Consider the following 21417-nt stretch of genomic DNA (forward strand, 5'->3'; position numbering starts at 1 on the left):
TGACTGGCGTAACCCTAAGAGGTCGTCGTCGTTGTCGTCGGGTCCGCGGTGGTGGTCGTCGTCGGTTCCGTGGTGGTGACCGGCGGCTTGGTGGTCGTCGGCGGGTCCGACGTGACCACCGGCGGCGGGTCCTCGGTCGTGACCGTCGTCGTCGTGCCGTCCGGACGCGTGATGGTCGTGACGCGCGTCGGCTTCTTCGACGTGGTGGTGGTCGTCGTCGAGGTCGTCGCCTCCACCGTCGTCGACGTCTGCTCGACCGACGAGCCCGGCGTGGACGTCGGCACGATGCTCAGGGCGTCGCGCACGGCCTCCTTGCGCGGGGGCTGGGTCGCGGGCGACTCGGTGGCGCTGTCCGAGCCCGCCGCGAGCGAGGCGACGGCGGCGAAGACGGTCGCCAGCACGACGCCCGACGCGGCGAGGACGATCTGCGGCGCGCCTCGGCGCCAGCGCGGGCTCGAGTCCGGTTCCGGGCTCTCGTACACGAAGTTTCCCCTGCTCAAGCTGTCAGCGGCCGAAGTTCTGGGTCCAGTAGTTGCCTCGCGTGTCGAGGCCCACGCCCATCGTGGTGAAGCTGCAGTTCTCGATGTTTTCGCGGTGGCCCGTCGAGTTCATCCAGCCGGTCACGACCGCCTGGGGCGTCGGGTAGCCCTTCGCGATGTTCTCGCCGCCGGGCCTCGGGTAGCCCGCTTCCTTCATCCGCACGTCGAACGTCCTGCCGTCCTGCGACGTGTGCGAGAAGTAGTTCTTGGTGGCCATGTCCGTGCTGTGGGCCTGGGCGGCGGTCGTGATGCGGTCGTCGATCACGAGGGCCTTGCAGCCGGCGGCGGCGCGGGCGTCGTTCACGAGCGCGAGCACGGCCTGCTCCGGCGTCTGGCCGGCGGGCGGCTTCGGCGGCTGGACGGGCGGCTTCGGCGCTTCGGGAGGCGTCGTCGTCGTGGTGGTGGTGGCGGGAGCCGCTGACGAGGTGGTGGAGGAGGGCGTCGCCGTCGTCGACGAGGTGGTGGGAGCGGAGGAGGACGACGAGGCCGTGGGAGTGCCGATGCCGGTGCTGCCGTCTTCGGGCGGAGTCCGGCTGCCGGGGGCGGCGGCGTTGCCCGTGCCGAACTGGTTCGCCGCGTCGGTGCTCTCCTGCTGCGCGGCGGTGGTGAAGCCGATGCCGAGAGGGGAGGTTCCGGTGATGGCGAGGCCGCCGATTCCGGTTGCACCGATCAGCAGGCCGAGTAAGAGGCTGCGGGCACTCACGGGTCGGGACCGTACCACTAATGGGTGACACCCCAGAGTGCGTCATCCGTCACCTTCGGTCACTGCGCCACCATTCGGAGGTGGACGTACGACTGAACGCCTGGGTGCGTGGACGGGTGCAGGGTGTGGGTTTTCGCTGGTGGACGCGCGCCAGAGCGCTGGAGCTGGACCTGGTCGGAAGTGCTTCGAACCGGCCGGACGGGCGGGTCGAGGTGGTGGCCGAGGGTTCGCGGGAGAAGTGTGAACAACTGCTGGAAGCTCTCCGATCGGGTGACACCCCAGGGCACGTCGAATCGGTGGGTGAGCAGTGGTCCGCCGCCCGGGGTGACCTGACCGGCTTCGTCGAACGCTGAACCTTCCGCGGGAGGATGGCGTAGTAGGAGATCGTGGACTCCTCAGAAGACGTCCTCATCCAGCTGTACGACCGCTGGAGAGGCCCGCTGCTGCACTACGTGCTGCGGCTGGTCGACGGCGACTACCAGCAGGCCGAAGACGTCGTGCAGGAGACCCTGCTCCGCGCGTGGCGGCACCACGAGGAGTTGAAACCGGACGACGCGGCGCCGTGGCTCTACACGGTCGCCAAGAACCTCGTGATCTCCGGGTACCGCCGCCGCAACGCACGCGCGACCGAGGTGCCGCTCGAACCGGTGGACCTCCCGCCGGTCAGCGACCAGGTCGAGCACGTGCTGCAGACGTGGCAGGTCGCGTCGGCGCTGAGAGCGCTCACGCCCGAGCACCGGACGGTCGTCATCGAGCTGTACTACCGCCGCCGCACCGTCGCGGAGGCCGCCAAGACGCTCGGTATCCCGCCGGGCACGGTCAAGTCGCGCTGCTTCTACGCACTGAGGGCGCTGCGCGACGCACTGGAGGAGAGAGGGGTGACCGGGGCGTGAGCTGCCAGCACACCGTCGACGTCGGCGCCTACCTCTTCGGCGCGCTCGACCTCGGGGAACGAGCCGCGTTCGAACGCCACCTCGGCACCTGCGACTGCTGCCGGGCCGAGATGCTGCGGCTCGCCCCGCTGCCGGGCCTGCTCGGCCGCCTGACCCCGCAGGACGTCGAGAACCTCGACGAGATCGCCTCCTGCCCGCCGGGGCCGGACCGGCAGCGCCGCGTGGCACTGGTCTGCGCCGCCGTCCTCGTGGCGCTGGCGCTGGCCGGCGGGATCCTGTTCCTGCGGCCACCGCCCGCGCCCACGTGGGCGGCCAGGGACCCCGGCACCGGTGTGGACGGCGAGGTCTCGATGGTCTCGAAGTCGTGGGGCACGGAGATGTGGTTCAAGCTCGGCGACGTCAAACCGGGTGCGCGCTGCAAGGTCATCGTGTTCGACCGGCGGGGCCAGCGCGAGGTCGGCGGCTGGTGGGGGTCCGACCACGGCCCTGACGAGCGCATTCCCGGTTCCACGTCGTTCCGGGTGGACCAGATCGACAGGCTGGAGGTGTCGGACGAAAGCGGGCTGCTCGTCACCCTGCGTCCCTAGACGCGCAGGTCAAGGCACGCCTCCCGCGACCGCCGCAAGCGCTTGGGTACTCTGCCCGGCGTGCATCTCAAGAGCCTGACGCTGAAGGGCTTCAAGTCCTTCGCCTCGGCTACCACGCTGCGCTTCGAGCCCGGCATCACCTGCGTGGTCGGACCCAACGGGTCCGGCAAGTCCAACGTGCTCGACGCGCTGCGCTGGGTGATGGGCACGCAGGGTGCCAAGGACCTGCGCGGCGGCAAGATGGAGGACGTCATCTTCGCCGGCACGTCCGGCCGCGCGCCGCTCGGCCGCGCCGAGGTGACGCTGACGATCGACAACTCCGACGGCGTGCTGCCGATCGAGTACACCGAGGTGTCGATCACCCGCCGCATGTTCCGCGAGGGCGCCACCGAGTACGAGATCAACGGCAACTCGTGCCGCCTCATGGACATCCAGGAGCTGCTGTCGGACTCCGGCATCGGCCGCGAGATGCACGTGATCGTCGGTCAGGGCCAGCTCGCCGCGATCCTCGAGTCCAAACCGGAGGAACGGCGCGCGTTCGTCGAAGAGGCCGCCGGCGTCCTCAAGCACCGCAAGCGCAAGGAGAAGGCGCTGCGCAAGCTCGAGGCGATGCAGGCGAACCTGACGCGCCTCACCGACCTCACCGCCGAGCTGCGCCGCCAGCTCAAGCCCCTGGGCAAGCAGGCCGAGATCGCCCGCCGCGCGCAGGTCGTCCAGTCCGAGCTGCGGGACTCCAAGCTCCGCCTGCTCGCCGACGACCTGGTGACGCAGCGCGCGGCCATCGCGCAGGAGGAGCACGACGAGGCGAAGGCCCGCGAGCGCCGCGCCGAGGTCGAGAAGTCGCTGCAGGCCGCGCAGTACCAGCAGAACGAGCTGGAGGAGCGGGTCGCGGCCGACTCGCCGAAGCTGCAGGCCGCGCAGGACACCTGGTACCGGCTGTCCGCTCTGGAGGAACGCCTGCGCGGCACGGTCCGGCTCGCGGCCGAACGCGCGCGGCACCTCTCCGCCGACGTGGACGCCCCCAGCAGGGGCCGCGACCCCGACGACCTCGACCGCGAGGCCGAGGAGACCGCCGAGATGGAGCTGGAGCTCCAGGAAGGCGTGACCGAGGCCCGCATCGCCCTGGCCGAGGCCGTGGAGACGCGCGCCGAGCTGGAACGCATGGTCTCGCAGGCGGAGAAGGCCCACATCGCCGCCGTCCGCGCCATCGCCGACCGCCGGGAGGGCCTCGCCCGCCTGTCCGGTCAGGTGGAAGCGTTGCGCAGCAAGACGAACGCCACCGCCGAGGAGATCGAACGCCTCTCCGTCACGGTGGCGGAGGCCGCCGAACGGGTCGAGTTCGCGTCGATGGAACTGGCCGAGGCCCGCGAGATCACCGGCACCGAGGACGAGGACGACCACGACCTCGACGAACGCCACCGCCAGGCCGTGCAGTCCAACGACGCGGCACGCCAGCGCGTCGAGGAGCTGGTCAAGGCCGAACGCACGGCAGAACGCGACATCGCGTCGTGGCGGGCCCGCGTCGACGCTCTCTCGTTGGGTCTCACGCGCAAGGACGGTGCGGGAGCGCTGCTCGCGTCGGACGTGCCGGGCCTGCTGGGCTCCGTCGCCGCGCTGCTGACCGTCGAACCGGGTTTCGAGGTGGCGCTGGCCGCCGCGCTCGGCCCGATCGCCGACGCCGTCGCGGTGTCGTCCGGGGACGGCGCGCTGGCCGCCCTGAAGCTGTTGAAGGAGAAGGACGCCGGTCGCGCGGGAGTGCTGATCGGCTCCGGCGGGTCCACTGTGGACACCTCCACGTGGGGTCACCTGCCGGACGGCGCGCGCTGGGCGATCGACGTCGTGCACGCGCCCGAGGCGTTGCGCCCGGCGCTCGCGCGAGCACTGGACCGCCTCGCCGTGGTCGACGACCTCGACACGGCGGCACGCCTGAACGTGCGCGCGGTGACCCGTGAAGGCGACGTTTTCGGCTCCGACTGGGCCGTCGGCGGCTCGGGTGGCCAGGGTCAGAGCGTGATCGAGGTGCAGGCCGCGGTCGACGAGGCCCAGGAGCAGCTGGCGACGGCGGAACGGGCGCTGGAGCACGCCTCCGCGGCGCTCGAAGGTGCCCGCGCCGAGCAGCAGGCCCGCCGCAAGGTGCTCGACGCGGTCAAGGAGGCCGTGCAGGAGGCCAAGGTCCGCCAGGCCCGCTCCGGCGAGCGGTTGAACCGGATGGCCGCGGCCGTGCGGTCCGCGGAGGCCGAGGTCGCCCGCATCACCGAGCAGCGCTCCAAGGTCGAGCGGTCCCGCGAGGAAGCCCTGATGAAGCTGGGCGAGCTCGAGGAACGGCTGCTGATGGCCGAGGAGGAGCAGACCCTCGAGGACGAGCCGGACACCGACCAGCGCGACGCGCTGTCCGCGGAGCTGGCTCAGGCCCGTCAGGCCGAAATGGACGCCCGCCTGGTGCAGCGCACGGCAGAAGAGCGCGCACGGGCCGTACAGGGCAAGGCAGACGCCTTACGCCGTGCCGCCCGCGCCGAGCGTGAGGCTCGCGAACGCCACGCCCGCGCCACGGCGCACCGTGCGCGCGGTGCGGTCGTCGCGAAGGCCGTCGTCCGCGGCGGTGAGCAGGCGTTGGAACGCATCGAGATCTCGCTGGCCCGCGCCGCCCGTGAGCGCGACCTGGCCCAGGAACGCCGCCAGCAGCACGAGCTCCTGCTGACCCAGGTGCGCAACGTGGTGCGCGAGATGTCCGGCGAGCTGGAGAAGCTCGTCGACGCCGTGCACCGCGACGAGGTGCTGCGCGCCGAGCAGCGCATGCGCATCGAACAGCTGGAGACCAAGATCGCCGAGGACTTCGGCATCGGCCTCGACGACCTGGTCAACGAGTACGGCCCCGACGTGATGGTGCCGGCGTCGGCCGCCGAGATGGCCGAGTACCAGGCCGCCAAGGACCGCGGCGAGCAGGTCTCCGAACCGCAGCCCATGCCGTACGACCGCGACACCCAGGCCCGCCGCGCCAAGCGGGCCGAGCGCGACCTGTCGTTGCTGGGCAAGGTGAACCCGCTCGCGCTGGAGGAGTTCGCGGCCCTGGAGGAGCGCTACAAGTTCCTCTCCACGCAGCTCGAGGACATCAAGGACACCCGCCGCGACCTGCTCACCGTCGTGAAGGAGGTCGACGACAAGATCCTCGAGGTCTTCACGCTGGCCTACGAGGACGTGGCGCGCGAGTTCGAGATCGTGTTCAAGGTCCTGTTCCCCGGCGGCGAGGGCCGCCTGGTGCTGACCGAGCCCGAGGACATGCTGACCACCGGCATCGAGCTGGAGGCCCGCCCGCCCGGCAAGAAGGTCAAGCGCCTGTCGCTGCTCTCCGGTGGCGAGAAGTCGCTGGCCGCGGTCGCGATGCTGGTCGCGATCTTCCGCGCCCGCCCCTCGCCGTTCTACGTCATGGACGAGGTCGAGGCGGCGCTGGACGACACGAACCTGCACCGGCTGATCGGCCTGTTCCAGCAGCTGCGGGACAAGTCGCAGCTGCTGATCATCACGCACCAGAAGCCGACCATGGAGATCGCCGACGCGCTGTACGGCGTCTCCATGCGCGGTGACGGCATCTCGCAGGTGATCTCGCAGCGGCTGCGCACGACGGGCGACGAGCCCGCGCGCGCCGCGGAACCGGCTCAGGCCGAGGCCTGAGCGCCGCGGGTCAGCGCCCGCCGCGGTCCAGCTCCGCCGCTTCCTCCGGAGTGGGCGCGCTGCCGCCCAGGTGCGCCGGAGCCCACCAGGCACCCGGCTCGTTGGGGTAGCCGGCCTGCGCGACGTCCAGCAGGTCCTGCAGGCGCTTGCGGAGCAGCGAGTCGCCGGAGTCGCCGGGGGAGGCCTCGAACGGCTCGCCGATGAGGATCGTGATGGGGATGTGCCGCTGGGTCAGGTCCTTGGGACGGCCCTTGGTCCACAGGCGCTGGGTGCCCCACAGGGCGACGGGGATGAGCGGCACGCCGGCCTCGTGCGCGAGGCGGTTCGCGCCGGACTTGATGTCCTTGACCGTGAACGAGCGGCTGATGGTGGCCTCGGGGAAGATCCCGACCACCTCGCCGGTGCGGAGCGCGGACAGGGCCTGCTGGTAGGAGGCCTGGCCCGCGCTCCGGTCGACGGGGATGTGGTGCATGCCGCGCATGAGCGGGCCTGCGATCTTGTTGGCGAAGATCTCGTGCTTCGCCATGAACCGCGTGAGGCGCCTCGAAGGGTGCGCACCGTAGCCCGCGAAGATGAAGTCGAGGTAGCTGACGTGGTTGGACGCCAGCACGGCTCCACCCGTGCGCGGAACGTGGTGCGCCCCTTCGACGGTGATCCGCAGGTCGAGCACCTTGAACATGAGCTTCGCTGCGGCGATCACCGGGGGATATACGCGATCCGACATGCTTCCGAACGGTAGCCGGAAAAGCTACTGACCGGTAGCCGCCCCTTCGTGTTCTCGCATGACCTTGGGCACGCCCGCCAGGTCCTCGTCGTTGCACAGCAGCTTGAGGTCGTAGTACGGGTTTCCATGGGTGTCGTCGTAGTCGAGATGGACTGCGATGACGTCCACGGGCTCGCCCAGCCACTCCTGGGTCTGCCGCAACCAGGCGGCAGCACGTTCCAGAGCGGCGGGAAGATCATCGTCTCGGAACTCGACCGGCCTGTACGGAACTCCCTGGACACCGTCCCGGTTGTTCGACGGCAAGGGCAGGTCGACGGCCACCCCGGATTCGTTGAGATCGAGTTGGATCGTTTCCTCACTCACCGTAAAAGAGTCCCCCACCCTCACCTGGGCTGCAAGCCCGAATCTGGTTGTCGTGCCCGCGGCGCCGGTGGTAGTGCCCCGGCATACCAGCGTCGCGGAGGGGGTCGGTGTGAGTGTTGTCTCCCGCTTCAGCGGGTCCGCTTCAGGAACTCGATGTCGCGCTTGACCTTCGTGATCCGGTCGTGGGTGGGCATCAGAACGCGGGAGAGCGCGGCCAGGAGCTGCTCCAGGTCCGCGGCCGCGCCACCGGTGTCCCCGGTCGCGTAGCGCAGGTTCGCGAGCAGCTGCCGGGTCTCCAGGACGTCCTCGTGGTCGGGGCCGAGCACGCGCACCTGGTCGCGCAGCAGTGGCTCGCACACGGCGATGGCCTTGGCGGACTGCTTCGCCGCGCCCAGAACGCGCGCCAGGTTCAGCCGAACGGTGAGGGTCCCGGGGGCGTCCGCGCCCGCCACCTCCCCGTACTGCCCGACGAGCGCCCGGAGCTCCTTCACGGCCGTCCTGAAGTCACCCGCGTGGGCTCTGGCCTCGGCCTCGGCGGCGCGGGCGTGCAGCTCTTCGAGTTCCCCGGCGGACGACATCCGCCCGATTTTACGCGAGCGCGCGGCCGTGACCTGGGGCCGGTGAAAACTCCCTCGCTTCGAACGGCCGTGCGAGCAACCATTCCTCTCATGTACGACATCCGTTTCGCCGAACCTGGCGACCTCGGCGCCACGATGGCGCTGCTGGTCCGGCTCCAGGCCGACAAGGCGCACCACATCGGGTACCTCGGTGAGACAGTCGAAGAGCTCCGCGCGGAGCTCGCCGAGTTCGAGCCCAGCTGGGCCGACTGCACGGTGGTCGCCGTCGACGCCGACGACAACATCACCGGCATGCTCAGCGTGGAGATCGACACCGAGCTCGAGCGCGCGTGGCTGCACGGCCCGTTCGTCGACGTACCGGTCAACCACCCCGCGGGCAGCCGCATCTGGGACCAGACCGCCGACGCGATGTTCCGGCGCGCCACCGAGCTCCTCACCGGCATCACCGACCTCGAGCTCTACGGGCACACCGCCCACCGGCGGCTGGCGGCGTTCGCCGAACGCCACGCCTTCAGCGCCGGCAAGGCCAGTGCCATCCACGTCCTCGACAACGGGGACCTGCGCACGTTGCTCCTCAGGGACGCCAAATGTCCCAACGAGCGCGAGATGCGCATCCTGCCGACAGACAAGTTCGTGCACGAGGCCGTCGCCGTGCTGCACGAGCGATGTTTCCCGCGCACGTACCTGTCCGGCAGGCAACTCGTCGAATCCGATCCCAAGACGCGCACGGTCGTCGTCGCCATGGACGGCCAACGCGTGCTCGGGTACGCCGCGGGCAAGGCCCAGCCCGAGGAGTACTACATCGACTTCGTGGCCGTCGAACCCGACGTCCGCGGCCAGGGCGTCGGAGCCGCTCTCGTCACCGAGCTGCTGTGGAAGCTCGCGGCCGAGCACGGGGCCCGGCCGCAGGCCGCGGCGTCGATCTACGCCGGCAACGAGTCCTCGCAGAACATGTTCGCCCGACTAGGATTCCGCCTTCACGTCGAGCTCGTCGCGTACCGCCACACCGCGTGAGTGGCGCAGCGACAGCAACCCGCCCACGAGCATCGTGACCGCCACCCCCAGGGGCGTGTTCCACCAGCCGGTCAGCGACTTCAGCTCCGAGGTCGCCTTGCCGAAGTGGATCGTCGGCGTGCTGCCGGCGAACTTGACCCCGAGGATCACGAACCCGACGACCACCACCGTCGCCACGAACGCGATGATCGCGTCCGCCTGCGTGACGCGCCGGAAGACCAGGCCGAGCAGGAAGGCCCCGAGCAGCGCGCCGTAGGTGTAGCCGGCGATGCCGAGCGCCTGCACCACGATCGGATCCGCGGTGGTCTTGTTCGAGGAGGCGAACAGACCCGCGCAGACGATCAGCAGACCCGCCCACACCAGGGTCCAGATCCGCCCGTGGCGCAGGCGTTCCTCGTCGGTCATCGGGGTCTTGCGGACGCGTTCGTAGACGTCGGTGACGGTGCTGGAGGCCAAGGCGCCCAACGACGACGACAGCGCGGCCGCGAGGATGCCGGCGATCACGAAGCCGGACAGGCCCGACGGCAGCTCGTTCACGATGAAGTAGCCGAACAGCTCGTCCTTGTTGCCGAGCCCCAGGTCCTTCACCGGGTCGACGCCGTTGTAGAAGGCCCACATCATCACACCGATGAACAGGAAGAACGCGAACTGCAGGAACACCACGAAGCCGGAGGCGATCAACGCCTTCTGCGCGGACTTCACGTCCCGCGTGGCCATGAGCCGCTGCACGATCAGCTGGTCCGCGCCGTGCGACGCCATAGACAACAGCGCGCCGCCGAAGAACGCGGCGATGAACGGGTACGCACCCGTCAGCGGTGAGGAGGTGAAGTCGAAGACCTGGAACTTGTCGACGTCGACGGCCTTGGCGAACCAGCCGTCCGGCAGCTGGCCGGACAGCCACCAGATCACCACGAGACCGCCGAGGACGTACCAGAGCATCTGGATGGCGTCGACCCACACGACCGCGCGCACGCCGCCGAAGAAGCTGTAGAACACCATCGCGATGCCGAGCGCGAGGATGATCGTCCAATAGCCGGCGTCGACGCCGTACCGGGCGAGCACCAGCTTGATGGGGATCGCCGTCGCGAAGAGCCGGATGCCGTCCGCGAGCAGGCGCGTGAAGAGGAACGTCACGGACGCCGTGGCGCGCATGCCGCCGCCGTACCGCTTGCCCAGGAACGCGTACGCCGTCACGAGGTCACCGGCGATGTAGCGCGGCAGCAGGACGAAGCTGACGACGACGCGCCCGACGATGTAGCCGAGCGCGAGCGTCAGGTACGTCATGCCGCCCTGCGCCGGCGTCGCCATGTAGGCGATCACCGGCACGCTCAGCACGGTGAGCGTCGACGTCTCCGCGGACACGACCGACAGGCAGACGACCCACCACGAGATGCGCTTCTCGCTGACGAAGTAGTCGGTGGACGATTTCTGCCTGCCGCCGATCCACATGCCGAGCAACGGCATCCCGACGAGGAACAGGGCGATGATCGCGAGGTCTAGTCCGCGCATTTCGGCTCCCCCACTTCCAGCTTGGTCACGGCGGTGGTGACGGGCTCGGGCAGCCTCAGCGGCCCGGCGCCGGGCGTGATGCTGCCGAGCAGCCGCGGTCCGGACGCTCCGGTCGCGGACGGCGTGTTGCCCGCGATCCCGTGCCAGGTCAGGAACCCGAGCAGGGCGGCGAGGTAGGCCTCCTTGCCGTCGCGCGGCAGGCCCAGCGAGTCGCTGATCCGCAACGGGATCGGGTCGAGGGCACGTGCCAGCGCCTCGACCAGCACGGGGTTGCGCATGCCGCCACCGGACGCGACGACGGTGCTCGCGTCGTGCGCGCGGCAGGCGTCGGCGATGGTGCGGGCGGTGAGCTCGGCGAGCGTGCGGAGCATGTCCTCGGCCTGGACCGTGGGCAGGCCCTGCAGGTACTCGGCGTTGAAGTGCTCCTTGCCCGTCGACTTGGGCCACGGCTTCGCGTAGTACGGGTCGGCGAGGAGCTTCTTGAGGACGTCCTCGCGCACGGCGCCCCTGCTCGCGAACTCGCCGTTGGTGTCCTGGCGGCGTTCGCCTCGGGACAACACCTCCATGACGGCGTCCATCAGCGCGTTGCCGGGGCCCGTGTCGTAGGCGATCGGCGGGCTGCCCGGCCTGACCACGGTGATGTTCGCGATGCCGCCGATGTTGAGCGCGACGGCGGGCGCGTCCCCGGCCAGCCAGAGCGCGTCCAGCGTGCTCGCGAGCGGGGCGCCCTGGCCTCCCGCCGCGACGTCGCGGACCCGCAGGTCGGCGATCACGGGCACGCCGGTCCGTTCGGCGATCCAGGCGGGCTGGCCGAGCTGCAGGGTGCCGAGGCAGTCGCCGTCCTGGACCTCGTGGTGCACGGTCTGCCCCAGCGAGCTGATCAGGTCCGCCGGCAGGTACCCGGCGGCGACTTCACCGAAAGCCTGCCCGAGCGACGTGTCGAAGGCGCACACTTCAGCGAGGTCCCGCGGCTTCTCCAGCAGGTCCTTGGGAAACGGGTGCTCGGCGCACTGCACCGGCACGAGCTCGACGACGTCGCCGTTGATCGACAGGTCGGCGACGGCGACGTCGATGCCGTCCATCGACGTGCCGGAAATCAGTCCGATCACCCTCACGACGTGTGGTCTATTCCACACCGTGGTCGGGCGCAAGAGCTGTGGTGAAATCTTCGCTGAATTGAGCAACAGCTGGTTGACAGATCACATGCGGGCCTGTGAAACCATGGTCCCGTGTCGACGTCCTCCCTTGTCCTGATCCTCGTAGTAGTGGCGGTCGTGCTGATCGCCGCGCTGGTGACCGGTGTGGTGCTGACGCGTCGCCGTCGCATCAGCCTGACCCAGAAGGAGGAGACCCCTCGCCCCGGCGGGTACCAGGCCGCGTCGGGGATCACGTTCGCCCCGGCCACCCCCGAAGCCACCGACGCCGAAGCGGTCGCCGTGGCCGAGGTGACCCCCGTGCGCCCCGCGCCGGTCGAGCGCCCGGCGCCGGTCGAGCACCCGGTGGCCGACCGGACCGAAGTCGACGGCCAGCCGGGCGTGGGCGACGACGCCTCCGTGCCGCGCGACTCGCCCCAGCGCGGCTTCGTCGAGATCGACCTGCCGGAAGAGGCGTCCGAGGTCGAGGAGATCGAGCCGACCGAGGGCAGGCTGGAACGGCTGCGCGGCAAGCTCTCGAAGTCGCGCAACGCCTTCGGCACCTCGCTGCTGGGCCTGCTGGGCGCCGGCGACCTCGACGAGGACTCGTGGCAGGACGTCGAGGACACGCTGCTGATCGCGGACCTCGGCGCGGCGCTGACGACCGAGATCGTCGACACGCTGCGCTCGAAGATCGCCGGGTCCGGAGTGCGGACCGAGGCCGAGGCCCAGGCGCTGCTGCGGTCCGTGCTGGTCGACGCCCTGGGGCCGCGCATGGACCGGTCCCTGAAGGCCCTGCCGCACGCCGGCAAGCCCGCCGTGCTGCTCGTGGTGGGCGTCAACGGCGTCGGCAAGACCACGACCACCGGCAAGCTCGCCCGCGTCCTGGTGGCCGATGGGCGCACGGTGCTGCTCGGTGCCGCTGACACGTTCCGCGCCGCCGCCGCCGACCAGCTCGAGACCTGGGGCAAGCGGGTCGGTGCCGAGACCGTTCGCGGCCCCGAGGGCGGGGATCCGGCCTCCGTCGCCTTCGACGCCGTCAAGCGCGGCGTGGACGCCGGTGTGGACACGGTGCTGATCGACACCGCCGGCCGGTTGCACACCAAGGTCGGGTTGATGGACGAGCTCGGCAAGGTCAAGCGCGTGGTGGAGAAGCAGGCCGTCGTCGACGAGGTCCTGCTCGTGCTGGACGCCACCACCGGGCAGAACGGGCTGGCCCAGGCCCGCGTCTTCGCCGAGCAGGTGGACATCACCGGGATCGTGCTGACCAAGCTGGACGGGACCGCCAAGGGCGGGATCGTGTTCCAGGTCCAGCGGGAGCTCGGGGTGCCGGTGAAGCTGGTCGGGCTGGGGGAGGGGGCGGACCACCTGGCCCCGTTCGAGCCCGGTGCGTTCGTGGACGCGCTGCTCGGGTGATCTTGTGGGCCTCGGCCGCCTGATCTTGTCGGGGGTGCTGGGTAGGTTGTGTTGCGAGGGGTCCTGAGGGTGGGGGGACGCCTGCGTTAGCGTGCGGTTTCGCTGGTGTGTGCGCTCTGGCCGTGGGTTCCCTGTCGCCGTTGGCGGGTTCCTGTTTGGCGGTTCCCCTGAGGGCTCTGCCCCCAGACCCCCGGCAATCTGATCAGGGGGCCGGCGCTTCGAGCGGGTTGATGGCACGCCTGTTTCGTTGGGCGGCTGCCGGGGCTGTGGCGCGACTCGTGATGGGACCCACCGCCGGGAGCACTTGCTCGGGAAGGCGTTCGGACGGCTCGCCTTCGGCGTCGCGCTTGATCAGGCTGTTGCTGCCTGGTCCGCCAGCCGCTTCGCCACTGCCAGCACCTCGGGGAGGATGCGGGTCACCGCTTCTTTCGTCAGCCGTCCCTCCGGGCCCGACACCGACACCGCGGCCAGCGTCGGACCTCCCACCACCGGCACCGCGATGCAGCGCACGCCGAGTTCTTGCTCGGACTCGTCCAGCGCGTATCCGCGTTCGGCGATCTCGTCGAGTGAAGCCAGCAGCTCGCCGGCGTCTGTGATCGTGTTCGACGTGTAGGCGGGTAGGCCCGTGCGTTCCAGGAGTGCGCGGACGTCGGATCGCGGTAGTTGCGAGAGCATCGCCTTGCCCACGCCGGTGCCGTGGGGCAGCAGGCGGCGGCCCACCTCCGTGAACATGCGCATCGAGTGCTTCGAGGGCACCTGCGCCACGTAGACGACCTCGTCGCCGTCCAGGACCGCCAGGTTCGCCGTTTCCTCCACCGAGTCGACCAGCTGGGAGAGCAGTGGTCTGGCCCAGGTGCCGTACTGGCGCGAGGCGGTCTCGCCGAGGCGGATCAGGCGGGAGCCGAGGGTGTAGCGCCGGTTGCTGTTCTGGCGCACATAGCCCAGCGTGACAAGGGTGCGGATGAGGCGGTGGATCGTGGGCAGGGGTAGGCCGGACGTGGTCGCCAGCTCCGACAGCGATGCCTCGCCGCCCGCGTCCGCCAGGCGTTCGAGCAGGTCGAATGCCCTTTGCAGGGACTGCACGCCACCTGTGGACACGTGCGGCTCCTTCCATTGCAGTTCCGCAATGCAAAAACTATAGTCCACACAGCAAAACCGAGAGAGGTGGATTCCGGTGCAGGTCCTGACCGAAGAGGCTCTTGAGTTCGTCGCGAAGCTGCACGAGGCGCATGCCGCCCGCAGGGACGAGTTGCTCGCCCTTCGCAAGGAGCGCCGCCCCCTCGGGTTCCTCCCCGAGACGCAGGACGTGAGGGACGGGGAGTGGCAGGTCGCCGAGGCGCCCGAACTGCTGCGCGACCGGCGGGTCGAGATCACCGGGCCCACCGAGCGGAAGATGACGATCAACGCGCTCAACTCCGGCGCGAAGGTGTGGCTCGCGGACCTCGAGGACGCGAACACGCCGCACTGGGACAACGTCGTGCAGGGGCAGGTGAACCTGTACGAGGCGGAGCGGCGGACCATCGCGTTCACCTCGCCGGAGGGCAAGGAGTACTCGCTCAAGGGCGGGCCGTACCCGACGATCGTCGTGCGGCCGCGCGGCTGGCACCTCGACGAGCGCAACCTCCGGTTCGGTGGCAAGAACGCCGTCGGTGCGCTGGTGGACTTCGGGTTGCACTTCTTCCACAACGCCGAGTTGGGCAGGCCCTACTACTACCTGCCCAAGATGGAGTCGTACCTCGAAGCACGGCTGTGGAACGACGTCTTCACGACGGCGCAGAAGTTGCTGGGCATCCCGCACGGCACGATTCGCGCCACGGTGCTCATCGAGACGATTCCGGCCGCGTTCCAGATGGAGGAGATCCTCCACGAACTGCGCGACCACGCGTCGGGGCTCAACGCCGGCCGGTGGGACTACCTCTTCAGCGTCATCAAGTACTTCCGCGACGCCGGCGCCGACTACGTGCTGCCGGACCGCAACAGCGTGACGATGACGGCGCCGTTCATGCGCGCGTACACCGAGCTTCTGGTGAAGACGTGCCACAAGCGCGGGGCGTTCGCCATGGGTGGCATGGCGGCGTTCATCCCGAACAGGCGCGATCCTGAGGTCACGGAGATCGCGCTGCGCAAGGTCCGCGAGGACAAGACGCGCGAGGCGAACGATGGTTTCGACGGGTCGTGGGTGGCGCATCCTGATCTCGTGCCGATTTGCCGGGAGATCTTCGACGGGGTGCTGGGCGACAGGCCCAACCAGGTCGACAAGCAGCGACCCGACGTCAGCGTCACGGCCGAGCAGCTGCTGGACTTCAAGTCGGCGGGTGGCGCGGCGACGCGGGCCGGGCTGGAAGGCGCCGTCGACGTCGGCGTGCGCTACATCGCGTCCTGGCTGGGCGGCAACGGCGCGGCGGCGATCCACAACCTGATGGAGGACGCCGCCACCGCGGAGATCTCGCGCTCGCAGATCTGGCAGTGGATCCACAACAAGGTCGTGCTCGACGACGGCACCGAGGTCACCCCGGAGGCGGTGCGCGAGGTCCTCGCCCGTGTCGGCGGCTCGCTGGAGGGCCCGCACGTCGCGGCGGCCGTCGAGCTGTTCGAGCAGGTCGCCCTGTCCGAGGAGTTCGTCGACTTCCTCACGCTGCCGGCGTACGAGCGCATCTGATGTACCGGACATCGCTGCCTCCCGAGGAGGTCGAACGGCTGACAGCGCGGTTGTCCACTGTGGAACGCAGCTGGCCGGTCGGCCGTCAGCCCGTGCACACGTGCTACGTGCCCGCCGGGCGCCTCATCGGTTCCACGGTCGACGACTGGGGCCGCGAGGCCCTGGAGTCGATCCAGCCGGAACTGCTGCCGGACCTGCCGGACGGCGTGCTGGACCGCGTCGAGGCGAAGCTGCGCCGAGAGCCGGTCGAGGACCTGCGGATCGACTTCGAGGACGGCTACGGCGCGCCCGAGGACGACGTCGAGGACATGGACGCCGAGAGCACGGCCCACCTCGTGTCCCGCTGGGTCGCCGAGGGCACCGCGCCGCAGTCGTTCGGCGTGCGCATCAAGTCCTTCGACACCGCGGAACTGCGCGAGCGCGGGCTTCGTACCCTCGACATCTTCCTGACCGCGCTGGAGGACGTCCCGCCCGGCTTCGTGATCACGTTCCCGAAGGTGACGTCGGTCGAGCAGGTCGAGGTGTTCGGCGAGATCCTCGACCTCTTCGGCGGCGACCTCAGGTTCGAGATCCAGGTCGAGACGACGCAGTCCGTTGTGGACTCTTCAGGCCGGCTCGCGATCCCGCAGTTCATCGAGGCGGGGCGCGGCCGCGTGACGGGTCTGCACTTCGGCACCTACGACTACACCGCGGGCTGCGGTCTGTCCGCGGCGCAACAACACCTGGCACACGGCGCGTGCGACTTCGCCCGCCACGTGATGCAGGTGTCCGCCGCCGGCACGGGTGTCCGGTTGTCCGACGGCTCCACCAACGTGCTGCCCGTGGGCGACGGGAAGCAGCACGCCTGGGAGACGCACTACCGGCTCGTTCGCCGTTCGCTGGAGCACGGCTTCTACCAGGGGTGGGACCTGCACCCGGCTCAACTGGTGACGCGGTACGCGGCCGTCTACGCCTTCTACCGCGAAGGCCTCGCCGCCGACGCCGCCCGTTTGAAGTCGTACGTCCAGCACGTTTCCGGTGGCGTCCTGGACGAGCCGGCGACCGCTCAGGCGCTGTCGTCCTTCTTCCTCCGCGCGGTGGACTGCGGCGCGCTCGACCCGGCGGAGGTGCAGGCCGCGACGGGTCTGGACGAACCGGCGCTGAGGAGCCTCGCGACCCGGTCGAGCTGATCGGGCTGCTCGGCCATCCCGGGGTGCAACGACGGCTCCCTCGACCACTTCGGCCGACCGGGGTGGACCGGTACCGCGAGGCGGACCTGTTCCACTCGTGGCGGAACCAGCAGATGTCGTTGCGGGGCGCGGAGAACCGCTGACCCTGCTGGTTCAATGGGGCCATGAGGGTCGTGGTGGTAGGTGGGGGAATCGCCGGACTGCTCGCCGCCCGCGTGCTGAGCGAGTCCCACGACGTCGTGGTCCTGGAGCGGGACGAGCTGTCCGACGAGGTCGAGTACCGGGCCGGTGTGCCGCAGGGCCGGCACGTGCACGGGCTGCTGGTGCGCGGCGGCGAACTGCTGGAGGGGCTGTTCCCCGGGTTGCGCGACGAGCTCGTGGCGGCCGGAGCGGTGCTGGCGGACGCGGGGGACATGCGGATCCTCAACCCGCTCGGCTGGCTCGCCCGCACGCGGACGGGGCTGCCGTTGCTGTCGTTGAGCAGGCCCTTGCTGGAGACCGCGATCAGGCGGCGGGTCACGGCCGAGATCGTCGACGGCGTGCACGTCACCGGGTTGTCGTTGCGCGACGGCACGGTCGACGGCGTTCTCACGCGGGACCACGGCAAGATCGGCGCGGACCTCGTCGTCGACGCTTCCGGGCGGTCCTCGAAGCTCGCGAACTGGCTCGCGGAGGCGGGGATCACGACGCCGGAGCCCGAGGTCGTCGACTCGCGCACCGGGTACGCCACGCGGATCTACACCGCGCCGGAGGACTTCCCCGTGGTGTACGCGGAAAGCCTGTCCGCGCCGCACGTGCCGAGGGGCTGCGCGGTGATGCGGGTGGAGGGCGGGCGGCTGATGGTGACCGCGCAGGGGGCCGCGGGCGACCACCCGTCGCGGGACGTGCGGGGCTACGAGGAGTTCCTGGGTTCGCTGCGGGTGCCGATCGCCGAGATGCTCGAGGACGCCGAGCCGCTCACGCCCGTGTACCTGTTCGCGCGGACGGCCAGTCGCCGCACCGCGTTCGAGGCCACGGCGCACTGGCCCGGCGGGCTGGTGGCGGTCGGGGACGCGGTGTGCGCCTTCAACCCCGTGTACGGGCAGGGGATCACCGTGGCGGCGATGGAGGCGTTGTTGTTCCGTCGGCACCAGGACTTCAGCGCCAAGGGCTGCCGGGCGTTCCAGCGCAAGGTCGCCAGGACCTCGCGGGGGTCGTGGGCGATGTCGAGCAACGCCGACCGCAGCTGGGTCGAGGACGGGCGCCGGGGCGTGCTCGGGTGGTACCTCGAGAAGTGGCAGGTCGGGATCGTGCGCGACCCCGACCTGTTCCGGCGCTTCATCCGGGTCGCGCACATGGTCGCCTCTCCGGCGAGCCTGTTCAACCCGGTGGTGTTCAGAAGGCTGGCAAAGTACTCCAGGCAAGCCCCGCCTCCGGGGCGTCGTCCCGCAGGACCGAGCCCTCGATGAGGCCGTAGGGGCGGTCGGCGGCGTAGAAGACCTCGTTGTCGTTCTCCAGGCCGAACGGGCTCAGGTCCACGAGGAAGTGGTGCTTGTTCGGCATGGAGAGCCGCACCTCGGCGACCTCGGGACGTGTGTTCAGCACGGCCTCGCCCATCGCGTACAGCGTCTGCTGCAACGAGAGGGAGTGCTTGTCCGCGAACGTCTTCAGCATCGTCGAGCGGATCTCGGCGAACGACTTCGCCCAGTCGACGTCCGTGCCGGTGTAGCGCCAGCGGGCGGTCACCGACGTCGCCAGGATGCGGTCGTCGGTCTCCTTCAGCGTCGTGTACGGGTCCTTCGGGTAGCCGTGGAACTCCGAGCCCGTCGATTTCAGGACCACGAGGTCGCGCACGCCGGAGACGACCCAGGCGGACGAGCCCTCGATCGTCACGGCGGTGGTGCGCTTCTCGTTCGAGCCCTGGACGAACGAGTGGTCGTGGCCGTCGATGCGGTCCCAGGAGTGCTCGTCGACGAGGATGCGCGCGCCCGTGATCGGTTCCTGCGAGCCCACGAAGTGCCGGCCGAGGCGCAGGGCGAAGTCCTCGATCTCGCCGACGGGCGCTTCCTTGGCGAACGCGTAGACGGTGTTCTTCTGCGTGTCGGTCGCGAGCACCTTGGCGTTGTCACCGGTGAGGTGCGTGTCGGCGAGGTCTCCGCGCAGCGAGGTGCTGACGGTCAGGTCTTTGATCGTGTGCACGGAACCGTTGCGCGACACCGTGACGAGGCGGTTCTCCGCCTTCCCGTACTGGTTGGGACCCAGGACGATGGCCATGTTCAGCTCCCGATCAGCTTCTGCAGCCGCAAGGCGGCGATCTTCGCGAGTTCGTCGTTGACGACGCGGAGCTCGACCTCCGGCGGGTTGTCCATGCGGCTGGACAGGTTGCCGAGCATCTCCGCACCGCTCAGGCCGGTCGCGCACACCAGGTAGATGTGCCCGAACCGATCCTCGTACGCGGCGTTGGCAGCCGCCAGGCGATCAGCCTCGGAGGCGTCCACACCGGACTGTTCGGACCGCGACCACCTCGCCGACACCCCGCCTGTCCTCTGCCGTTCGCCGATGCGCGGGTGCCCGGCGATCGCGCCGAGCACCTCCTCGTCGGAAAGTCCTTGTGCGGCAACCGAAGAAGCCGCGAGGAGAGCATCCGTCGACGCGTAGGGCCTGCCCGCCACCATCGCGTCGATCCAGCGGGGTACCGCGAGGCACTCGGCGAGCAGGGGGCGGAGTTCTGACTCCGGGGCGCTGTTGAAGCTCTCCACGGCTCTCCAAGTTTCTACATCGCGGAATTGAACTTCCACATTCTTGACCCGGCTCGCGTGAGATGTCTAGTGTCTCCGTAGTACGAAATCTAACTTCCGCTATGTGGAAGGAAAGCCATCGATGTTCGATGCCAACCTCTCGATGCTCTTCACCGAGCTGCCGTTGTTGGAGCGTCCCCGAGCCGCACGCGCGGCCGGGTTCGACGCGGTCGAGATCTGGTGGCCGTTCGCGGACGCCGTACCCGAGACGCGCGAGATCGAGGCGTTCGAGGACGCGATCGTCGACGCGCAGGTGCGCCTGGTCGGCCTGAACCTCTACGCGGGCGACATGCCCGCGGGGGACAGGGGCCTCGCGAGCTGGCCCGGCCGCGAGACCGAGTTCCGCGCGAACGTCGAAGTCACCGCGGCCATCGCGGCACGCCTCGGCTGCCGCACGCTCAACGCGCTGCACGGCAACTTCGAGACCACCGCCCAGACCATCTCCCACTACCGCTTCGCCGCCGACGTCGCGGCGGAGATCGGCGCGCAGATCGTGGTCGAACCGCTCAGCGGCGCGCCGCGGTACCCGATCAGGACCGCCCACCAGGCGTTCGAGCTGATCGACGAGATCGACCGCGGCAACGTGAAGCTGCTCGCCGACCTCTACCACCTCGCCACGAACGGCGACGACCTCGACCTCCTCGCCGACCACGCCGACCGCATCGGTCACGTGCAGATCGCCGACGCTCCCGGACGCGGCGAGCCCGGCACCGGCGAGCTCGACCTCTTCGGGCATCTCGCGAAGCTCCGCGCCAACGGCTACACGGGCTTCGTCGGCGCCGAGTACAAGCCCGTCACCCACTCCTTCACTTGGAGGGACAACGCATGACGAAGATCGGTTTCATCGGGCTCGGCATCATGGGCGGCCCGATGGCGGCCCACCTCGTAGCCGCCGGGCACGACCTGACGGGCTTCGACCTCAGCCGGGCCTCGCTGGACGAGCTGGTCGCGAACGGTGGCAAGGCGGCCGGATCGGCGCAGGAGGCCGTGAGCGGCGCCGAGGTGGTCATCACGATGCTGCCGAACCACCCGCAGGTCGAGGCGGTGGTCGACGAGGTGGCGTTCGACGAAGGCGCGTTGCTGATCGACATGAGCACGATCCGCCCGTCCACCTCGATCGAGATCGCCGCGAGGCTGACGCACGTGCGCGTGCTCGACGCGCCCGTCTCCGGCGGGCAGACGGGGGCGGTCCAGGCGTCGCTCAGCATCATGGTCGGGGGCGAGGAGCAGGACTTCGCCGCGGCCAGGCCGTTCCTGGAGGTCGTCGGCAAGACGGTCGTCCACGTCGGGTCGCACGGCGCGGGCCAGGTCGTGAAGGCGGCCAACCAGCTCGTGGTCGGCGGCATCTACGCCCTGGTCGCCGAGGCGATCGTGCTGCTGGAGGCGTCGGGTGTCGACCCCAAGGCGGGCCTCGACGTGCTCGCGGGCGGCCTCGCGGCGAACCGGATCCTCGACCTCAAGCGCGAGTCGATGATCGCCCGCGAGTTCCGGCCGGGCTTCCGGGTCGACCTGCACCACAAGGACATGGGCATCGCACTGGACGCGGCACGTGCCGCCGACGTCGCACTGCCGGTCACCAACCAGATCGCCGCGCTGGTCGCGGCGGCACGCGCGCAGGGGTACGGCTCCCTCGACCACTCCGCGCTGCTCAAGGTCGTCGAGAACTTCGCGGGAAGGGCCTGAC

General features: G+C 70.0%; 21 protein-coding genes. 11 read left to right on the plus strand and 10 right to left on the minus strand.

All coding sequences use genetic code 11. The features are described from left to right. Positions 1 to 14 precede the first annotated feature (14 nt). Together V1227_RS35220 and V1227_RS35225 are read right to left on the minus strand one after the other, a co-directional pair. A complete protein-coding gene (locus V1227_RS35220; protein WP_329789498.1) occupies positions 15 to 482 on the minus strand; it encodes a hypothetical protein in 468 nt (155 codons plus the stop codon). Positions 483 to 504: 22 nt separating this feature from the next. Then, positions 505 to 1242: a CAP domain-containing protein gene (locus V1227_RS35225; RefSeq protein ID WP_329789499.1), complete on the minus strand. Its 738-nt coding sequence runs from the start codon at positions 1240 to 1242 to the stop codon at positions 505 to 507. 20 nt (positions 1243 to 1262) lie between these two features. Here V1227_RS35225 and V1227_RS35230 point away from each other — a divergent pair, with 20 nt between their 5' ends. From V1227_RS35230 to smc, 4 genes are read left to right on the plus strand one after another with little or no spacing between them, the layout of a single operon-like run. Continuing rightward, a complete protein-coding gene (locus V1227_RS35230) occupies positions 1263 to 1595 on the plus strand; it encodes an acylphosphatase (RefSeq protein WP_329789500.1) in 333 nt (110 codons plus the stop codon). A 33-nt stretch (positions 1596 to 1628) separates the two neighbouring features. Next, entirely contained in the window at positions 1629 to 2135 is a 507-nt protein-coding gene (locus tag V1227_RS35235; protein ID WP_090095429.1) for a sigma-70 family RNA polymerase sigma factor, read from the plus strand. Continuing rightward, positions 2132 to 2722 (plus strand): anti-sigma factor family protein, encoded by a 591-nt coding sequence (locus V1227_RS35240; RefSeq protein WP_329789501.1) that lies wholly within the window; start codon positions 2132 to 2134, stop codon positions 2720 to 2722. The genes V1227_RS35235 and V1227_RS35240 overlap by 4 nt, the downstream gene beginning before the upstream one ends. Before the next feature lie 60 nt (positions 2723 to 2782). Beyond that, positions 2783 to 6391: a chromosome segregation protein SMC gene (gene smc, locus V1227_RS35245; RefSeq protein WP_329789502.1), complete on the plus strand. Its 3609-nt coding sequence runs from the start codon at positions 2783 to 2785 to the stop codon at positions 6389 to 6391. Positions 6392 to 6401: 10 nt separating this feature from the next. On the opposite strand, the gene V1227_RS35250 is transcribed toward smc, so the two are convergent. The 3 genes from V1227_RS35250 to V1227_RS35260 all read right to left on the minus strand — a co-directional run bounded on the left by V1227_RS35250 (position 6402) and on the right by V1227_RS35260 (position 8056). After that, complete coding sequence (locus tag V1227_RS35250; protein WP_329789503.1) at positions 6402 to 7115, minus strand: lysophospholipid acyltransferase family protein; 714 nt, start codon at positions 7113 to 7115, stop codon at positions 6402 to 6404. 24 nt (positions 7116 to 7139) lie between these two features. Then, entirely contained in the window at positions 7140 to 7478 is a 339-nt protein-coding gene (locus tag V1227_RS35255; RefSeq protein ID WP_090095433.1) for a hypothetical protein, read from the minus strand. Between the two features lie 128 nt (positions 7479 to 7606). Continuing rightward, positions 7607 to 8056, minus strand: coding sequence for a tetratricopeptide repeat protein (locus V1227_RS35260; protein ID WP_329789504.1), 450 nt, complete (start codon positions 8054 to 8056; stop codon positions 7607 to 7609). Positions 8057 to 8146: 90 nt separating this feature from the next. Here V1227_RS35260 and V1227_RS35265 point away from each other — a divergent pair, with 90 nt between their 5' ends. Further along, positions 8147 to 9070 (plus strand): GNAT family N-acetyltransferase, encoded by a 924-nt coding sequence (locus V1227_RS35265; RefSeq protein WP_329789505.1) that lies wholly within the window; start codon positions 8147 to 8149, stop codon positions 9068 to 9070. Here the strand turns inward: V1227_RS35265 and V1227_RS35270 are convergent. Then, complete coding sequence (locus tag V1227_RS35270; RefSeq protein WP_329789506.1) at positions 9020 to 10579, minus strand: sodium:solute symporter; 1560 nt, start codon at positions 10577 to 10579, stop codon at positions 9020 to 9022. The two genes, V1227_RS35265 and V1227_RS35270, sit on opposite strands and share 51 nt — an antisense overlap. Beyond that, complete coding sequence (locus V1227_RS35275; RefSeq protein WP_329794187.1) at positions 10567 to 11688, minus strand: anhydro-N-acetylmuramic acid kinase; 1122 nt, start codon at positions 11686 to 11688, stop codon at positions 10567 to 10569. The genes V1227_RS35270 and V1227_RS35275 overlap by 13 nt, the downstream gene beginning before the upstream one ends. Positions 11689 to 11808: 120 nt before the next feature. On the opposite strand from V1227_RS35275, the gene ftsY reads away from it, so the two are divergent. Then, positions 11809 to 13128 carry a signal recognition particle-docking protein FtsY gene (ftsY, locus tag V1227_RS35280; protein WP_329789507.1) on the plus strand — a complete coding sequence of 440 codons (1320 nt, stop codon included), beginning with the start codon at positions 11809 to 11811 and terminating at the stop codon, positions 13126 to 13128. Between the two features lie 351 nt (positions 13129 to 13479). On the opposite strand, the gene V1227_RS35285 is transcribed toward ftsY, so the two are convergent. Next, complete coding sequence (locus tag V1227_RS35285) at positions 13480 to 14226, minus strand: IclR family transcriptional regulator (RefSeq protein ID WP_329789508.1); 747 nt, start codon at positions 14224 to 14226, stop codon at positions 13480 to 13482. A 76-nt stretch (positions 14227 to 14302) separates the two neighbouring features. On the opposite strand from V1227_RS35285, the gene aceB reads away from it, so the two are divergent. From aceB to V1227_RS35300, 3 genes are all read left to right on the plus strand, one after another. After that, positions 14303 to 15787, plus strand: coding sequence for a malate synthase A (aceB, locus tag V1227_RS35290; protein WP_329789509.1), 1485 nt, complete (start codon positions 14303 to 14305; stop codon positions 15785 to 15787). After that, entirely contained in the window at positions 15787 to 16956 is a 1170-nt protein-coding gene (locus V1227_RS35295) for a DUF6986 family protein (RefSeq protein WP_329789510.1), read from the plus strand. The genes aceB and V1227_RS35295 overlap by 1 nt, the downstream gene beginning before the upstream one ends. Before the next feature lie 164 nt (positions 16957 to 17120). Then, a complete protein-coding gene (locus tag V1227_RS35300) occupies positions 17121 to 18404 on the plus strand; it encodes an NAD(P)/FAD-dependent oxidoreductase (protein ID WP_329789511.1) in 1284 nt (427 codons plus the stop codon). On the opposite strand, the gene pucL is transcribed toward V1227_RS35300, so the two are convergent. Both pucL and uraD read right to left on the minus strand, forming a co-directional pair. Further along, complete coding sequence (gene pucL, locus V1227_RS35305) at positions 18331 to 19209, minus strand: factor-independent urate hydroxylase (RefSeq protein WP_329789512.1); 879 nt, start codon at positions 19207 to 19209, stop codon at positions 18331 to 18333. The two genes, V1227_RS35300 and pucL, sit on opposite strands and share 74 nt — an antisense overlap. A gap of 2 nt (positions 19210 to 19211) precedes the next feature. Next, the gene (gene uraD / locus V1227_RS35310; RefSeq protein ID WP_329789513.1) at positions 19212 to 19694 is read right to left on the minus strand and encodes a 2-oxo-4-hydroxy-4-carboxy-5-ureidoimidazoline decarboxylase; all 483 of its coding nucleotides are present in this window, start codon (positions 19692 to 19694) and stop codon (positions 19212 to 19214) included. A 121-nt stretch (positions 19695 to 19815) separates the two neighbouring features. Here uraD and V1227_RS35315 point away from each other — a divergent pair, with 121 nt between their 5' ends. Next, positions 19816 to 20562, plus strand: coding sequence for a hydroxypyruvate isomerase family protein (locus tag V1227_RS35315; RefSeq protein ID WP_329789514.1), 747 nt, complete (start codon positions 19816 to 19818; stop codon positions 20560 to 20562). Further along, entirely contained in the window at positions 20559 to 21416 is an 858-nt protein-coding gene (locus tag V1227_RS35320) for an NAD(P)-dependent oxidoreductase (RefSeq protein WP_329789515.1), read from the plus strand. The genes V1227_RS35315 and V1227_RS35320 overlap by 4 nt, the downstream gene beginning before the upstream one ends. Position 21417 lies beyond the last annotated feature (1 nt).

It is taken from the genome of Lentzea sp. DG1S-22 (assembly GCF_036321065.1).
In the GTDB taxonomy this organism is placed as follows: Bacteria; Actinomycetota; Actinomycetes; order Mycobacteriales; family Pseudonocardiaceae; genus Lentzea; species Lentzea jiangxiensis.

Bases quoted from the DNA above. Each gene is read 5' to 3' on its own strand.
- V1227_RS35315 (WP_329789514.1), top strand. From the start codon at position 19,816: ATGTTCGATGCCAACCTCTCGATGCTCTTCACCGAGCTGCCGTTGTTG.
- V1227_RS35295 (WP_329789510.1), top strand. From the start codon at position 15,787: ATGTACCGGACATCGCTGCCTCCCGAGGAGGTCGAACGGCTGACAGCG.
- V1227_RS35270 (WP_329789506.1), bottom strand. From the start codon at position 10,579: ATGCGCGGACTAGACCTCGCGATCATCGCCCTGTTCCTCGTCGGGATG.
- V1227_RS35320 (WP_329789515.1), top strand. From the start codon at position 20,559: ATGACGAAGATCGGTTTCATCGGGCTCGGCATCATGGGCGGCCCGATG.
- V1227_RS35300 (WP_329789511.1), top strand. From the start codon at position 17,121: ATGAGGGTCGTGGTGGTAGGTGGGGGAATCGCCGGACTGCTCGCCGCC.
- V1227_RS35250 (WP_329789503.1), bottom strand. From the start codon at position 7,115: ATGTCGGATCGCGTATATCCCCCGGTGATCGCCGCAGCGAAGCTCATG.
- V1227_RS35260 (WP_329789504.1), bottom strand. From the start codon at position 8,056: ATGTCGTCCGCCGGGGAACTCGAAGAGCTGCACGCCCGCGCCGCCGAG.
- V1227_RS35265 (WP_329789505.1), top strand. From the start codon at position 8,147: ATGTACGACATCCGTTTCGCCGAACCTGGCGACCTCGGCGCCACGATG.
- V1227_RS35230 (WP_329789500.1), top strand. From the start codon at position 1,263: ATGGGTGACACCCCAGAGTGCGTCATCCGTCACCTTCGGTCACTGCGC.
- pucL (WP_329789512.1), bottom strand. From the start codon at position 19,209: ATGGCCATCGTCCTGGGTCCCAACCAGTACGGGAAGGCGGAGAACCGC.